11 protein-coding genes and 1 tRNA gene are annotated in these 16,211 nt (G+C 41.8%); 4 read left to right on the forward strand and 8 right to left on the reverse strand.

Annotated elements, in window-relative coordinates; translation table 11 throughout:
- Positions 1 to 200: 200 nt before the first annotated feature.
- The 4 genes from N5O98_RS13045 to N5O98_RS13060 all read right to left on the reverse strand — a co-directional run bounded on the left by N5O98_RS13045 (position 201) and on the right by N5O98_RS13060 (position 7,420).
- Entirely contained in the window at positions 201 to 995 is a 795-nt protein-coding gene (locus tag N5O98_RS13045) for a LytR/AlgR family response regulator transcription factor (RefSeq protein ID WP_004311025.1), read from the reverse strand.
- Between the two features lie 5 nt (positions 996 to 1,000).
- A complete protein-coding gene (locus tag N5O98_RS13050; protein WP_004313051.1) occupies positions 1,001 to 2,068 on the reverse strand; it encodes a sensor histidine kinase in 1,068 nt (355 codons plus the stop codon).
- Positions 2,069 to 2,138: 70 nt separating this feature from the next.
- The gene (locus N5O98_RS13055) at positions 2,139 to 3,032 is read right to left on the reverse strand and encodes an efflux RND transporter periplasmic adaptor subunit (protein WP_004301142.1); all 894 of its coding nucleotides are present in this window, start codon (positions 3,030 to 3,032) and stop codon (positions 2,139 to 2,141) included.
- A 62-nt stretch (positions 3,033 to 3,094) separates the two neighbouring features.
- The gene (locus N5O98_RS13060) at positions 3,095 to 7,420 is read right to left on the reverse strand and encodes a CusA/CzcA family heavy metal efflux RND transporter (protein ID WP_022200057.1); all 4,326 of its coding nucleotides are present in this window, start codon (positions 7,418 to 7,420) and stop codon (positions 3,095 to 3,097) included.
- Positions 7,421 to 7,630: 210 nt separating this feature from the next.
- On the opposite strand from N5O98_RS13060, the gene N5O98_RS13065 reads away from it, so the two are divergent.
- Positions 7,631 to 8,173: a glutathione peroxidase gene (locus tag N5O98_RS13065; RefSeq protein WP_004305419.1), complete on the forward strand. Its 543-nt coding sequence runs from the start codon at positions 7,631 to 7,633 to the stop codon at positions 8,171 to 8,173.
- Here the strand turns inward: N5O98_RS13065 and N5O98_RS13070 are convergent.
- The 3 genes from N5O98_RS13070 to N5O98_RS13080 all read right to left on the reverse strand — a co-directional run bounded on the left by N5O98_RS13070 (position 8,151) and on the right by N5O98_RS13080 (position 10,066).
- Positions 8,151 to 8,669, reverse strand: a complete 519-nt coding sequence (locus tag N5O98_RS13070; protein ID WP_004314599.1) for an NUDIX hydrolase — start codon at positions 8,667 to 8,669, stop codon at positions 8,151 to 8,153. The two genes, N5O98_RS13065 and N5O98_RS13070, sit on opposite strands and share 23 nt — an antisense overlap.
- A 44-nt stretch (positions 8,670 to 8,713) precedes the next feature.
- Positions 8,714 to 9,934, reverse strand: coding sequence for an S-adenosylmethionine:tRNA ribosyltransferase-isomerase (locus tag N5O98_RS13075; protein ID WP_004314598.1), 1,221 nt, complete (start codon positions 9,932 to 9,934; stop codon positions 8,714 to 8,716).
- A 57-nt stretch (positions 9,935 to 9,991) separates the two neighbouring features.
- Positions 9,992 to 10,066 (reverse strand) — tRNA-Pro (locus tag N5O98_RS13080).
- A 463-nt stretch (positions 10,067 to 10,529) separates the two neighbouring features.
- Between N5O98_RS13080 and N5O98_RS13085 the strand changes: the two genes are divergently transcribed.
- Positions 10,530 to 11,399, forward strand: a complete 870-nt coding sequence (locus N5O98_RS13085) for a helix-turn-helix domain-containing protein (RefSeq protein WP_004314597.1) — start codon at positions 10,530 to 10,532, stop codon at positions 11,397 to 11,399.
- A 112-nt stretch (positions 11,400 to 11,511) separates the two neighbouring features.
- On the opposite strand, the gene aroB is transcribed toward N5O98_RS13085, so the two are convergent.
- Positions 11,512 to 12,573: a 3-dehydroquinate synthase gene (gene aroB, locus N5O98_RS13090; protein WP_004305415.1), complete on the reverse strand. Its 1,062-nt coding sequence runs from the start codon at positions 12,571 to 12,573 to the stop codon at positions 11,512 to 11,514.
- Positions 12,574 to 12,653: 80 nt separating this feature from the next.
- Here aroB and N5O98_RS13095 point away from each other — a divergent pair, with 80 nt between their 5' ends.
- Both N5O98_RS13095 and N5O98_RS13100 read left to right on the forward strand, forming a co-directional pair.
- A complete protein-coding gene (locus tag N5O98_RS13095; protein WP_004305412.1) occupies positions 12,654 to 13,058 on the forward strand; it encodes a hypothetical protein in 405 nt (134 codons plus the stop codon).
- An 83-nt stretch (positions 13,059 to 13,141) separates the two neighbouring features.
- Positions 13,142 to 16,063 (forward strand): TonB-dependent receptor, encoded by a 2,922-nt coding sequence (locus N5O98_RS13100; RefSeq protein ID WP_004305411.1) that lies wholly within the window; start codon positions 13,142 to 13,144, stop codon positions 16,061 to 16,063.
- Positions 16,064 to 16,211 lie beyond the last annotated feature (148 nt).

Consider the following 16,211-nt stretch of genomic DNA (forward strand, 5'->3'; position numbering starts at 1 on the left):
TAAATAGAAGTTTCAAGGCGGGAAACTTTAGTTTCCATTAGGGGAAACTGCAGTTTCAGAGGCTTGAAACTAAAGTTTCCTCGGTGAGAAACAAAGTGTTTCATGCCGTGAAACTGCTTGTTTCAAGCGTTGAAACCAATCGTTTCACGGCATGAAACACTTTGTTTTGCTATTTGTTCTAAGAAGGCAATGTCTCGGAATCAACGTTTTCTCTTAGAGAACCACTCTTTAAACTCTGCTACTCGGGCTTTGCTGACAAGTATTTTTTCTTTGATTCCTGAATAATACAAGTTGATGGACAGTCGGCTGTTGAACCATAAGTCAATATCTTTGATAGCTTCTCGCGAAATAAGATATTGGCGGTTAGCTCGAAAGAAAAGAGAAGGATTGAGACACTCCGTAAGTTCATCTAATGTTTGAGAAAAACAGTATTCGGTTTCATCGGTTAAGACTACCTTGACCTGACAGTCCTTAATATAAAACAATTGTATCATATCTACAGAAACGGGCAATAGTTTGTCTCCTTTGGTAGGAATAAGGAAATGACTTTTATAGTTTTCTTGCTTTTGGAGTGAATGTATCAGTTTCAGTAGCTCATTCTCCTGTTGTGGAAAAGGAAACTGGTGTTTGTCAGCAGCATCCTGTAAACCTTGGAGCTTATCGAAAGCGTGTTCTATGTCTTCCTTACCGATGGGTTTTAATAAGTAGTCGATGCTGTTTACTTTGAATGCACGTAACGCATATTCATCATAGGCAGTTGTAAAGATAATCGGACAAGTAATATTGATATGATTGAATATCTCGAAGGCGGAACCATCTGCCAGATGAATATCCATGAATACCAGTTCCGGCATCGGATGAGAACTGAACCATTCGATAGTGGAACTGATACTATCCAGTATGGTCACGATTTCTCCATTCGGTTTTATCTCATTAAGCAGTGAAGTCAGGTTTCGTACTGCTGCTTTTTCGTCTTCTATAATGACAATCTTCATGGTGATTATTGTTCTAGTTGTGATTTTTCAATCAAAGGAATACAAACTGTAAACTCTCTGTCCTCCGTTATTTGTATATCCCGTTTAAACAAGAGCCTGTATCGCTTGGCAAGGTTGGCAAGTCCGATACCGGTTCCGGAAGTTGCAGTCCATTTGGGCTGAATGTCGTTGCTGATAGACAAATTGCCGTTATCGTCCGTCGTGATATGAATGGTCAACGGCTTCCGGTTGCTGATTTCGTTGTGCTTTACTGCATTCTCAATCAACACTTGCACCGCCATTGGAGGGAGGAGATATTCTTCGTAGGCATTGCTTATCTGTATGTCGAATTGTAGATTGTTCTCAAAACGCATCTTTAATAGAAATATATAAGCGGAAACAAATTCCATTTCTTCCCGGAGACTGACACATTGTGACTCATTACTTTGCAAAGTATACCTTAGTACCCGGGAGAGTTCCTGAATGTAATCCTGTGCTTTATCCTGATTTTCGCGTACCAGTGAACGCAGGGTATTCAGCGAGTTGAACAGCATGTGTGGGTTCAGCTGATTCTTCAGTACTTCATACTGATTGCGGAGATTCTCTGCCTGAAGCTGTTCGTTCTCAATAAGTACCAGTTGCTGCTTGAATATAAGATGAATGATACAGCAACTACTGGTGACGAGACATGCCACAATAAAATCCCGCAATGGATGCAAATAATGATGTACCATGGCATCGATGGCCGGAATATCAAATGTTCTGTGAAGGAAAACAAAAAACTGTCCTGACAAGTTACTCAATATCCATGTCACGATAAAGGAAAGCAAAATCTTTGTCCCTGTAATTTTAATGGAAGCCTGATTGAAATGAAACAAACGGGTATTGATGGCAAAAAGTAACAATAGCGACAGAAAGGTAAAAAGTATTTCGTTTGCCACATCTATAAACTTCATCCCCGGGAATAAGGAATGACTTTCGAAACGGTCGAAAAGAGATACTGATTCAGGAAAATGAATCAGTACAGCAACCGCTAAGGAGATGATGACTGTGGAAAGTATATATTTATCTTTTTTTATTGCTTTGGCTATCATACAACAAAGATAGTGGTAAATTATGAGTTACCGGTTATAAAATGTCAATGCTGTTGTCACAGTTGGTCAATTATTGTTTCTGAATGTGTGCCGTGACATACATACCGGGGCGGAATTGTACATTTTCCTCCTTGATGGAAGCATACACTTCGAGCGAACGATTGGTTTCGTCTACTTTTTGTCCGATGGAAATCACGATACCGTGAAAGGTTTGTGTCCCCATTCCGTTTACACGAAACTGTACCGGGCTGCCGACTTGTATGTCTGCAAGATCTTTCTCGTAAGTAGTCAGGCAAAGCATCGGGCTGCTTTTATCGATAAGTTCGCAAAGTGCTTCTCCCGGATTGATATATTTGCCGATATTCATCGCTACATTAGCGGCATAACCACTAATGGGGGCTTTGACTTCCAGTAGCGGTTGTATTCCGTTCTTAAGTAATGCCTCCGTTTGAACGCCTAAAAGAGAAAGTTGTGCAGCAGCGGCGTCCTGGCGACTCTTCATGGAGAGAAAGTCCGCTTTACTTTGCTGGAATTTCTTTTGAGAAGCTGCTTGTTCGGCAGACAGATTTTTTTGCCGTTCGTATTCAGCTAAGAGATATTCGGTTTGTGCGTGACTGTCCAGATAAGTTTGTTGCAGGGTGATGAACTCCGGATTCTCTAACGTGGCGATTACACTGTTTGCAGCCACCCATTGCCCTGGAAGCAGAGAAGCCTTTTTTACAATGCCTCCCATGGTTAAAGCAATGGTTGCCTGACGTTGAGGAGGAAGAACGATTCGTCCGTTGAACGAAACCTGATTAGGCTTTGAGGTAGCTGAAGTGATGGCATCCACTTCGGGTTGTGCGATGGTATCTGCTATCGTTTCGGCAACGGGAATTGCGGCGGATTCGTTATTTGTAGTTTGCTGGTTTCCTTTGCAAGCCGTTAGAACTAGTAAAAGGATGGGATAAACTATTTTTTTCATATCTTATGTTTTATAATAATTATTCAGGGTGATGTATCTCATTCAATGTCTCGATTTTCCACCTACTTGAAAAGTTCATATTCCAGTGCAGCAATATTGTATTGGTAGACTGTTTCAATATAGCCTCTGCGTATCTCTCTGGCGGTGGTAATCGACTGTATATATTCGGCAATGCCTGTTTCGCTCTGCTGCAATTGCAGGTTGGCTGCCTTTGTCAGTTCATCCGCTTCTTTCAAGGCAGAAGAGGTATAATATCGTAAACTCTCATTATATCTGCGAAGGGATGCTTCCAGTTCGAGTGTCTTATTTCTTAACTCCCGGATGTTGGCGTCTGCCTGTATTTGCGCTGAAGTGGCAGTTAGCCGTGCCTGCTTCACTTTGCTCTTTTGTGGCAGGAAGTAGATGGGGAAAGAAACCCCGATCATCCAGGCATTCAGATTCTTAAGTGGGAGAATGTCCTGACGTGTATACCCCACACTGATTTCAGGAAAGAAATGGCTCTGCTCTACATGGAGCATTGCTTTCGCTTCATCTGCCTGGCTTTGAAAGTAAGCAGTATGTGCTCCCGATAGGTTTCCATCCGAAATGCCGGTATAGAATAAGGATAAAGTGGAATCTACCGGAACAATGGGATCGTTGGAGTAGCAACTCCATTGAAAACGTGCCAATGCCATTTTCTCTTCTTCTTTTGCTTGGAACCAGCGGTTATGCAGATCGGCAGCTATGGTGGTCATCATATTTTTTTCGAGCAAGGTAATCTCTCCTTGTTGGTATCGTAATTCTCCGATGCGCTGCAGCTCTTCTGCCATTTTATCCTGATCCCGATACATTGAGCAGAGATTAGTGGCATATTGGTAGTAGGCCCACGCCCTTTTCACTTCTGCTGTGATTTCTTTCTCTACCATCTGCCGATAATAGGTGTTCGTTTTTACCTGACGGTTGACTAACGCATTCTTGTAGAATGGCGTTAGAAGGGAGCCCAGGCTTTGCTCGAAAGCCAGTTCCTTGTCTTTTTTGTTTTCTCCGTTAAGTTGACCCCAGGAATAGCTGAACGAGGTAGGCGTTGCTTCTATCACTTCTCCGCGAGTGGCTTTGGCTTGTTGAATAGCATTATTGGCTATTTTCAGGCGAGGATGATTTTGTTTGGCTATTTCTATCGCCTGTTCGAGACTAACAGTTTGTGTCTGTTGAGCGGAAACGAACGCGGGAAGAAACAAGAACAGGAGACACAATCCCCCGAAAGGCCGGTGCAGTTTGATTCCCGGACGTCTCCAGGTAGCAAATGAATTTACAATTTTGTAAAACACCGGAATGATGAGTAAAGTCAGTACGGTAGAAATAATCAAGCCACCGATGACCACTGTTGCCAACGGACGTTGTACTTCTGCGCCGGCTGAAGTGGCTATTGCCATCGGGACGAATCCCAGAGATGCAACCAGTCCTGTCAGGAATACAGGACGGAGCAAGTGTGGAGTCCCTCTTTTGATAATCTGGTTTGTAGTCATGGAATAGGTATTTTGTTTACGAAGTTCGTTGAAGTGATTTACCATCAGGATACCATTCAATACTGCCACCCCGAACAAAGCGATGAATCCTACTCCGGCCGATATGCTAAACGGAAGTCCGCGTAGCCAAAGTGCGGCGATACCACCGATGAGCGATAGGGGGACGGTTGAGAATACCATCAGGGTATAGGTGATGTTCTTGAATGCGAAGAACAGAATCAATAGAATGAGCATTAATGCTACGGGGATGACCACCAGTAAGGTATTGATGGCATTTTGCAAGTTTTCGAACTGGCCGCCGTATTCGAAGTAATATCCCGGCTTCAGTTTGATGTTCTTGTTCAATGTCTCTTGAATATTGGCGACAACTTGCTGGATGTCTGCGTCACGCACATTGACACCGATGACGATGCGCCGTTTGGTTGCATCCCGGTTGATTTGCAGTGGTCCACTGACAAGGTCGATGCTTGCTACCTCTCCAACAGGGATTTGAATTCCTTCCGAAGTGCGTACAAACAACTTATCAAGATTCAAGTCGGCCACTTTCTCCTGGTCAAGCCGGACCACGAGATCGAATCTCCGCTCGTTTTCAAAGATTACACCTGCTGACTCTCCGGCATAGGCAGTTCGGATAATGGTGTTAAGCTCTTGTATGTTGATGCCGTAACGGGCTATTTTGCCACGGTTGTATTTCACTACCAATTGAGGTAATCCCATCGTCTGCTCAACGATGACATCCGCTGCTCCCGGCACTTTTTCTACAAAGGTAGCTGCTTCTTTGGCTCTTTCATATAATTCGTGCGTGTCTTCTCCATATAATTTGATGGCAATATCTGCTTTTGCTCCCGTCATCAGCTCGTTGAAGCGAAGCTGTATCGGTTGCGAGAAGTTGAATTCGGCACGTTCGGAGAGCGGAGCAAGTGCGTCTTTCATTTTATCCACCATTTCTGCACGGCTTCCGGCACTTGTCCATTCTTTGAATGGTTTCATGATAATCATCACATCGGCATCTTCCACTGCCATCGGGTCAGTGGGAACTTCTGCCGTTCCTATTTTGGCTACAACATGTTTGATTTCAGGGAATTTATCCATTAATGCTTTCTCTGCCAAGCGGGATACTTCGATACTTTCGGTCAGCGAACTTCCTGCGGGTAGTGTCATTTGCATGGCAAAATCTCCTTCGTCCAAAGTAGGAATGAACTCTGCTCCCAGGCGGGTAAAGAGAAAAAGTGAACCGATCAGTGCGGAGAAGGCTACGATGACGGTACGCCATTTGTAACGAAGACAGGCGCGCAGGGTGTGCTGGTAGATCTTGTTCAGTTTCTCGAAGAAGCGGTCGGCAAGGGTGGGTTTCACAACAATGGTATGCTTCAGAAAGAGGGAGGCCATCATAGGAACATAAGTCAGTGAAAGAATTAAGGCTCCGATAATGCAGAACACAAGTGTTTTGGCCATGGGGGTGAAGTATTTCCCTTCAATCCCGTTCAATGTAAGGATGGGGAAGAAGACGATAAGGATAATCAACACTGCAAAAGTGGCCGAACGTGCAACGCCGGAAGTTCCTTTTTCCACTTCTTTGTCCATCTCTTTGCGGGTCAGTGTGCGGCCTCGGAATTGTTTTCCGTAAATGTGGGCGAGGATACCTTCCAAGATAACGATAGAGCCATCTACTACAATACCAAAGTCAATGGCACCGAGACTCATTAGATTGGCGGTGACATTGAATACACGCATCATGATAAAAGCGAAGAGCATTGCCAGCGGGATGACGGATGCGACAATCAGTCCGGCACGGAGGTTGCCGAGGAAGAGGATGAGTACAAGGAAGACGATAACCGCTCCTTCAATCAGGTTGTTGACAACTGTAGAGATGTTCCGGTTTACCAGTTCCGAACGGTTCAAGTAAGGTTCTATACTGACTCCTTCGGGTAATAGCTGCTGTATTTTTTCTACCCGTTTTTCGAGTTCTTGAGTCACTACATTTGCGTTGGCACCTTTTAGCATCATGGCAATTCCGCCGACACACTCGCCCTCACCATCCTTTGTCATGGCACCGAAACGCTTTGGGGAACCGAAGCGGACAACTCCTACATCACTGATATGTACCGGAATCCCATTCCGGTTGGTCACTACAATCTGTTCAATATCCTTGATGCGGGTAATCATACCTTCCGACCGGATATAGTAGGCATTCTTTATCTTCTCAATGTAGCTTCCTCCGGTATTTTGGTTGTTGCTGCTAAGTGCTTCGAACACCTCGCCGATAGTGATATTCAAAGAAAACAGGGCGTCCGGGTCGACGGCTACTTCATATTGTTTCAGGTAACCGCCGAAACTATTGATTTCTACTATACCGGGTATACCGGACAACTGACGTTTCACCATCCAGTCTTGAATGGTGCGGAGTTCCATTGCGTCATATTTCTTCTCATATCCGGGAGCTACCTTTAATATATACTGGTAAATCTCTCCCAAACCGGTGGTGATGGGCATCATCTCCGGTGTTCCGAGTTCGGAGGGAATCTCGCTTGTTACGCTTTGTATTTGTTCATTTATCAACTGCCGTGCATCGAGTGTGGGGACACTTTCTTTAAAAACGACCGTTACGACCGATAACCCGAAGCGGCTGACAGAACGGATATCTTCGACATTCATAATATTGCTCATCGCTATTTCGATAGGCATAGTGATGAGTTGTTCCACCTCTTGTGGCGCGAGTGTAGGAGATACGGTCACTATTTGTACCTGATTATTGGTAATGTCGGGCACGGCATCAATAGGTAGTGTCAGCATCGCATAGATACCTCCGATAAACAGGAAGAGAGTAGTGAGTCCTACAAACAGCTTCTTCTTGATTGAAAAACGTACAATAGCTGTAAACATGATTTTTGTTGTATTATTATTTCACGGTACAAAATTACTACCTATCTTCATCCGTTATCACTAAGAATAAATGAAGCGGAAAGATTGTGGGGTGAAGTGACGGATTTGGGAATTGAAAGATGTAAAATCATAGTTCTTGTTTCACTGCTGAACAAACATTTCTTTCAGTTTACTCGTTTAATATAAAAACAAACTAAATGTATATTCAGCATGAAAACATTCGTCTTGATGATGGTAAGCCTGTTGTTTGCAATTTCTTCGGAAGCGCAAAACAAGTCTTTTTATGATTTTACAGTGAAAACTATTGATGGTAAGGACTTTCCTCTTTCTTCACTGAAAGGTAAGAAAGTGCTGGTAGTCAACGTGGCATCTAAGTGTGGGCTGACGCCCCAGTATGCTCAACTGGAGAAACTATATGAGAAATATAAAGAAAAAGACTTTGTTGTTATCGGTTTTCCGGCGAATAACTTTATGGGACAAGAACCGGGTAGTAATGAGGAAATAGCCAAGTTCTGTTCTTTGAACTATGATGTTACTTTTCCGATGATGGCTAAGATTTCCGTTAAAGGAAAAGATATGGCTCCTCTTTATCAATGGTTGACGGAGAAAAAACAGAATGGAAAAGAAAACGCACCGGTTCAGTGGAATTTTCAGAAGTTTATGATTGATGAGAACGGACATTGGGCGGGAGTTGTGTCTCCGAAAGAAAGTCCGTTCTCTGAAAAGATTATTACTTGGATAGAGAAGGAATAAGAGAGACTTTTTTCAGCTCTTCTTCGAAGTTGGGAGTGAAGATTCCTTTACCCAGATTTTCTTTTATTTCTTCGATCTTCCAAAATCGTCCACCGTCCAGTTCGTCGCTGGGATGGATTTCTTCCTCATAAACGGTTTTGTGGACAAAAACAAGCTCTTTTTCACGGCTGGATTCAAAAACATAACTGGTGAGAAGCTCGGGAGTGAAGTCTGTGATGCCCAATTCTTCACGGACTTCTCTCTTTAGGGCGATTTCTACGCTTTCGCCCAAATCAATATGTCCACCCACAGCTGTATCCCATTTCCCCGGTTGAATGTCTTTCCATTCGGGGCGTTTCTGTAAGTAGATGTCTCCTTGGGCATTGAATACGTGAAGGTGAACCACCGGATGAAGCAGTTTGCTACCGCTGTGGCATTCTCCGCGAGTGGCGGCTCCGATGATATTTCCCTGTTCGTCTACGATAGGGAACATTTCCTGGTTATTATCGCTTGGCATAGTGTCTCTTATATTGCGTAAAATCTTTCGGAGAGGAGGATTTCTTATGGTATTAATAAAGAAGAATCTCCATAACTTAGGAATCGGAAATCATGCGCCAGTGCATAATCATAAATAGTGCGCCAATTCCCTTTTACAAAAGCTGAAACTAAAAGCAGCAAGGTACTTTGCGGCTGATGGAAATTAGTAACCATCGCTTTCACTATTTTATAATTGTATCCCGGTGCTATGATAATCTGTGTACTGGTGTGAAGGGTTTCCAAACCATTCCTGTCGAGATATCCTAATATCTTTTGCAGCGCAACAACGGGAGGAATTTGGTCGTACTTTTCATAAGGCTGCCATTGTTTGACACGTAGTTCTTCTTCCGTAGCATACGGATTTTCAGCCAATGTGACTCCAATGTGATACAGGCTTTCCAGAGTCCGTACAGAAGTAGTTCCTACTGCAATAGCACAACCGTCATGGTCAATCAGTTTTTTGATGGTACTCCGGTTGACCGATATATATTCCGTGTGCATCTCATGACCTTCGATTTCTTCACTTTTTACAGGTTTGAATGTGCCTGCTCCTACATGTAGAGTTAATTCTTCAAGATCAATCCCTTTTTCTTGAAGAGCATCCAATACTCGTGGAGTAAAATGTAATCCCGCCGTAGGCGCAGCTACCGAACCTTTAATCTTAGAATAAACAGTCTGATAAGTCTCCTTGTCACTTTCTTCCGTATCCCGGTTTAAGTAAGGAGGAATAGGAAGTTCTCCGAATACTTCAAGGATATCGGCAAACGTCACTTCCGGATTATCCCATGCAAAATCTACCCAATGGCTGGTTCCTTTACATTCTCCTCGGGTAGCGGTCAGAGTAATAGGGAATCCTTTGACGGTCATTTCCCGTTTCAACTGTCCGTCTTTCCATTTCTTCAGATTGCCGATCATGCAAAGCCAGGCGGCATGTGCTGTCTGTTGGAAATTCAAGACATAATCGTTTGGCTGGATCGGTTCAAGACAAAACACTTCGATCAGTGCTCCCGTCTCTTTTCGAAAATGGAGGCGCGCCTGAATGACTTTTGTATTATTGAATATCATCAGACTGCCTTGCAGCAGATATTCCGGCAAAGAAGTGAAAACATCTTCACTGATTTCTCCACGACGGTATATTAAGAGTTTGGACTGGTCGCGGGTAGGCAACGGGAATTTAGCAATACGTTCATCCGGAAGAGGATAACTGTATTCACTGATATGGATATGTCTAGGATCTTCTTTCATTGTTTTCTAAAATAAAAAGAGGTTAGAACCCATTCGGTTTCTAACCTCTTTAACCAGTCGGGGTGACTGGATTCGAACCAGCGACCACACGCCCCCCAGACGCGTACTCTAACCGGGCTGAGCTACACCCCGAATTGCGGATGCAAAAGTACAGATTAATTTTTAATTAGCAAATAATCCGTTGATTTTTCTAGTATGAATTGTGCCGATTTATAGCTATTATTCTGATTATTAGTCTTTCTTGTGGTCATGCAAATCTTTATCTCAATGAGTTAGTAGTTCTTTTGATTGCCTCTTATGTGATATAAAAGTACATTTCTTTAATTTTGCTTGAATTAGAAAACAATCTACTTATTTTTCATTTGAAAGCATTAATCCTTTTCTTGTCCTAAAAACACTATAAAAACCAGGTCAGTCTATAATAAAACGAAATAGGAAAATGATAAATGAACTAACAATCAGAGAGTTTGTTTATAAATTAATGTAAATAAAAGGTGTTTGACTTCCTTAGTATGATACTATATTTCCATTTTTGGTGCGTGGTAAATTAGGAAGTTATACATTTGTAAAAAGACTTAGTTTAGAAAGGTGTTAAATGTTAGACATTAAAAATAGAGAGACATTAGAGATATACGTCCTGGGTGACGATTTTAAATTTTATCAAAATCTGAAGTATCTTCCTTTGACTTCTTATCCTTCTAATAATCAATCAGCTTTGATTATATATTGTTTAGGTGGAAAGGCCAAAATTACAGTGCATGAAGATGTACATTGGATACAACCGGAGGAATTGATTATATTATTACCCGGACAATTTGTCTCATTTAGTGAGCCAAGTGAAGATTTCTCGACCGTTACGATGGTTATATCTACTTCACTGTTTAGTGATGCGTTAAGTGGTGTGCCCAGATTTTCTCCGCATTTCTTTTTCTATATGCGGACTCATTACTGGTATCCGCAGACGGAACGCGATATTCCCCGGATGTATAATTATCTGGGTATGATAAAAGATAAAGTTACCTCTCAAGATATATATAGGCGTGAGCTGATTATTCATTTGTTGAGGTATCTGTATCTGGAACTGTTCAATGCTTATCAAAAGGAATCGACCTTGATGACTGCCCGCAGGGATACCCGTAAAGAAGAGTTGGCTAATAAATTCTTTGGGCTTATCATGAAGCATTTTAAGGAGAATAAGGATGTGGCTTTTTATGCGGATAAACTGTGTATTACTTCCAAATACCTGACTATGGTAATTAAGGAGACAAGCGGGAAGTCTGCTAAAGACTGGATTGTTGAATACATCATATTAGAAATCAAGGCTTTGTTGAAAAACACAAGCCTGAACATTCAGGAAATAGCGATTAAAACGAACTTTGCGAATCAATCGTCGCTTGGACGTTTTTTTAGAAAGCATACAGGAATGTCGCTTTCACAATATCGAATGAGTAACTTAGAACAATAGTGCGGACAATTGCCTCACAATAGGCAATAATATCTATAGGGATTGGGAAGAGAAAGGGAATGAAGTCTATTTCATTCCCTTTTACTATGTGGTATATCTGATGTAGGATGGATTAAATTCCCATACATTCGCGATAGAAGTCGAGCATTTCGAAGATAGTGTCCTTATCGGCAGTCTGATTGATGCAAATGTCTCCAATATCTTTTAGTAAGGTGAAATTGATAGTACCTGAAGTATTCTTTTTATCATGCGTCATAAATGCATACAGTTGGTCATATTTCTTGCAGTCGAAAGTAAATACACCATAATTATCCTTGATAAACTGGATCGTTTGCCGCATTTTCTCTTTCGGGAAACCTACTTTGAGATGAGAAAGATACAGTTCGCACACAATTCCCCAAGCTACTGCATATCCATGTAATACAGGACGGTTTTCTGCCAGTGCCATACTTTCGAACGCATGTCCTACGGTGTGTCCCAGATTTAATGCTTTGCGGATTCCATGTTCGAAGGGATCCTGTTCTACAATATCTTCTTTCACTTGTACCGATTGGCCTACCAATTGTTTGAGAGCTGCATAATCAATACTAGAGGAATCGAAATTGAGCAATTCTGCCCAATGTGCCGTATTGCTAATCAAACCATGCTTCAACATTTCAGCATATCCGGAGAAGAAATTGTGTGTGTCCAATGTGCGTAGGAATTCAGTTTCAATCAATACACTGTTTGCCGGAGCGAAAGCACCGATTTCATTTTTCAGTCCGTTGAAGTTGATTCCTGTTTTACCCCCCACTGATGCGTCCACCATGGCGAGCAGGGTGGTTGGTATATTGATATAGGAAATGCCCCGTTTGAATGTAGCTGCGGCAAAACCTCCGAGATCTGTCACCATCCCTCCTCCAAGATTGATAAGTAAAGAGTGGCGGGTAGCCCCTTGAGTGCTTAATGCCATCCAGACGGAAGCGAGTGTTTCCAGAGTTTTATGCACATCTTCTGCTCCGATACAGATTTCTACAGCATCTTTCAACAGCCCCGATTCCTTTAGAGAGGGGAGACAAAGACGCTGGGTATGCTCGTCTGTGAGGACGAATAATTTGTCATGCGGACATAGCTCAATGGCACGACCGAGGCTCGTTTCCAAGCTTTCGCAGAGAATAACTTCTTGTTTACTCATGATTCTTTTGCTTTTTTACTCTGCAAATGTATATAAAATATCTTTTTTTACTTACTTTTGTCTCATTAAAACGTTTAATCATGAAAGCATTATTACCTGTATATTGTCGTCCTTTAGGATATGTTGTCTTGTTGGTAGCTCTGTTTATCCCTTTTATTTTGGTGATGCAGGGAGTAGTAACTGATACTAATTTGCTGTTTTATAAAGAATGTACAAAGTTGTTGATGATGGCAGGATGCTTGTTGATAATCTTTGCATTGAGTAAGAATGAAAGCCGTGAAACGGAGCAAATCCGGAATTCGGCTGTTCGTAATGCTATCTTTTTGACATTCTTGTTCGTCTTTGGTGGTATGTTGTGGCGTGTTATGCAAGGAGATGTGATAAACGTCGATACTTCCTCTTTCCTTACTTTTCTGGTTTTTAATGTGCTTTGTCTGGAGTTTGGTCTGAAAAAAGCGCTTGTTGATCGATTCTTTAAAAGATAATTTTCTTTTCAATTAAACCTTTTGCGATTCGATTTGTCAAAAAGACATTGTTATTGCTACTAATATAATCGTAAATAAGGTAAATGAAAAGATTTTCAGCAGGGTTGGTGCTGATGTTGCTATGCACCTTCTCAATTTTTGCACAGAATAAGGTTATTACCGTTTCGGGACGTGTGGTGGAATCCGATACTAAAGAGCCCGCAGCGCAGGCTACAGTTCAATTGCTATCATTACCTGATAGTGCTTATGCCGCCGGTATAGCCAGTAGTAACCAGGGATGGTTTACTCTCCCCAAAGTAAAAGCCGGAAAATATGTGTTGAAAGTTTCCTATATTGGATTCCGAACCAAGCTCGTACCGGTACAATTATCTGCTAACGCCACTGATAAAAAATTGGGAACCATTACATTGGACCCTGATGCTGTCATGCTGAAGGAAGCGGTGATTACTGCCGAAGCTCCGCAGGTGGTCGTGAAAGAAGATACGCTGGAATATAACTCAACAGCTTACCGTACTCCCGAAGGGGCGATGCTCGAAGAGTTGGTGAAGAAACTTCCGGGAGCAGAAATAGACGATGACGGTAACGTCAAAATCAATGGTAAAGAAGTAAAGAAGATTATGGTGGATGGTAAAGAGTTCTTTGGCGGTGATGTGAAAACCGGATTGAAGAACTTACCGGTCAACATGATCGACAAACTGAAGACGTACGATAAAAAGTCTGATTTGGCACGTGTTACCGGAATAGATGACGGAGAAGAAGAAACTGTTCTTGACCTGAAAGTGAAGAAAGGTATGAATCAAGGTTGGTTTGGTAATGCAAGTGTTGCCGGTGGTACAGAAGATCGTTACGGAAGCAACTTGATGTTGAATCGTTTTGTCGATAATAGCCAATTCTCTTTAATCGGTTCTGCTAATAATGTGAACGATCAGGGATTCTCCGGTGGAGGTGGCGGACCTCGTTTCCGGAACAGCAATGGTTTGACTGCTACCAAGATGTTAGGGGCTAACTTTGCTACCCAGACTGAAAAATTGGAACTGGGAGGTAGTGCCCGTTATAATTTCAGTGATCGGGATGCAACATCTACAAACTACTCGGAACGTTTCCTGCAAAATGGAAATTCTTATTCAAATTCGAACAGTAAAGGCCGCAATAAGAATACGAACTTTAATGCAGACTTTCGGTTGGAGTGGAAACCGGACACATTGACAAATATCATTTTCCGTCCGAACGTTTCTTATGGAAAGTCTAATAGTTATTCTATTTCCGAATCGGGAACTTTTAATGGAGATCCATTTAATTTGGTGTCTAATCCTAATGAGTTTTTGAATAAGATTTTCTGGGGAAGTACGGATGATCCTTTAGAAGCTATTCGTGTCAACGCCAGTAATAGTGAATCAAAATCTGAAGGGCAGAATCTCTCTGCAAATGCTTCTTTGCAAGTGAATCGTAGATTGAATAATCAGGGACGAAACATCACTTTCCGTGGTACATTTAGTTATGGAGATAATGACAGCGAACAGTTTAGTGAATCATTGACGCGTTATTTTGATGATAATGCAAAAAAAGAAGATGATGAGCGTAAACAATATACTACTTCTCCAACCAAAAATTATGATTATACTGCCGAACTGACCTATAGCGAACCGATAGCGAGAGCTACCTTCTTACAGTTCCGCTATAAATTTCAATATAAATATAGTGAAAGTGACAGAAGTACATACAGCTTGATTCCTGATGCCGATAAAGGACAGGATTGGTTTTGGAATTTTGGTGATGGCCTGCCTGTAGGATATGAAGAGAATAAAGATAGAGATTTGAGTAAGTATGCTCAATATAAATATTATAACCATGATATTAATGCAGGACTAAATATTATCCGCGAGAAATATAGATTGAACTTTGGAGTATCTTTGCAACCGCAGAACACCAGATTGGATTATAAGAAAGCCGAAGTAGATACTGTAGTAAAAAGAAATGTGTTCAATTTTGCTCCTAACGTTGATTTTCGTTACAGATTTTCTAAAGTCAGCCAGTTGCGCTTTACCTATCGGGGACGTGCAAGCCAGCCGAGTATGGAAAATTTGCTTGATGTAACTGATGACTCTAATCCGTTGAATATCCGTAAGGGTAATCCGGGATTGAAACCTTCTTTCTCTCATTCTATGCGTTTGTTTTATAATACTTATAATGCAGATAAACAGCGTGGCATGATGGCTCATGTAAACTTGAATATGACTCAAAATAGCATTACTAATGCCACTACTTATAATCAGAGTACTGGTGGAGTGACTGTTAAACCGGAGAATATCAACGGAAACTGGAATGCGATGGGAATGTTTGGATTCAATACAGCATTGAGAGACAAGCGGTTTACCATAAATTCTTTCTCCCGTGCTAATTATACCAATGCAGTTTCTTATCTTTTTAATGACGATACTAAAATAAATGACAAGAACACTAGTACGACACTGACTTTCGGAGAGAATCTGAATGGAACTTTCCGTAACGACTGGTTTGAATTTACCTTGAATGGTTCAATCAACTATAACTTTGAGCGAAATCAACTGCGTCCGGAAAACAATCAAGAACCCTATACATTTGGTTATGGTGCAAGTACTAATATCTCTTTACCTTGGAGTATGACGTTGTCTACCAATATCACTAATAACGCTCGTCGTGGTTATCGTGATGCCAGTATGAATAAGAATGAACTTATTTGGAATGCACAGATTGCCCAAAACTTCCTGAAAGGCAATGCCGCAACCATCAGTTTTGAAGTATATGATATTCTGCGGCAGCAATCTAATATCAGCCGTTCGTTAACAGCCGATATGCGTTCTGTTTCTGAATATAACGGAATTAATAGCTACTGCATGCTTCGTTTCTCTTATCGTCTGAATGTTTTTGGAAATAAAGAAGCTCGCGGCAATATGCGTCATGGCGGTTTTGATGGTGGTGGACCTCGTGGCCCGCGTGGTGGCTTTGGAGGTGGCAGACCACACTAAAGCAGAGTAATAGGTTTAAATAAAAACAGGAAGGAGGTGTGTCGTAATGCACGATGCACCTCTTTTTTTGTTCATCACTATACAAATCTGTTCACTTTCTTTAAGCTGCGATCTTTTGAAGATTTCTTTGATTTATGTGTTCCCAGCA

The sequence above is a fragment of the Bacteroides sp. LFL-34 genome, from assembly GCF_027257075.1.
Lineage (GTDB): Bacteria > Bacteroidota > Bacteroidia > Bacteroidales > Bacteroidaceae > Bacteroides > Bacteroides ovatus.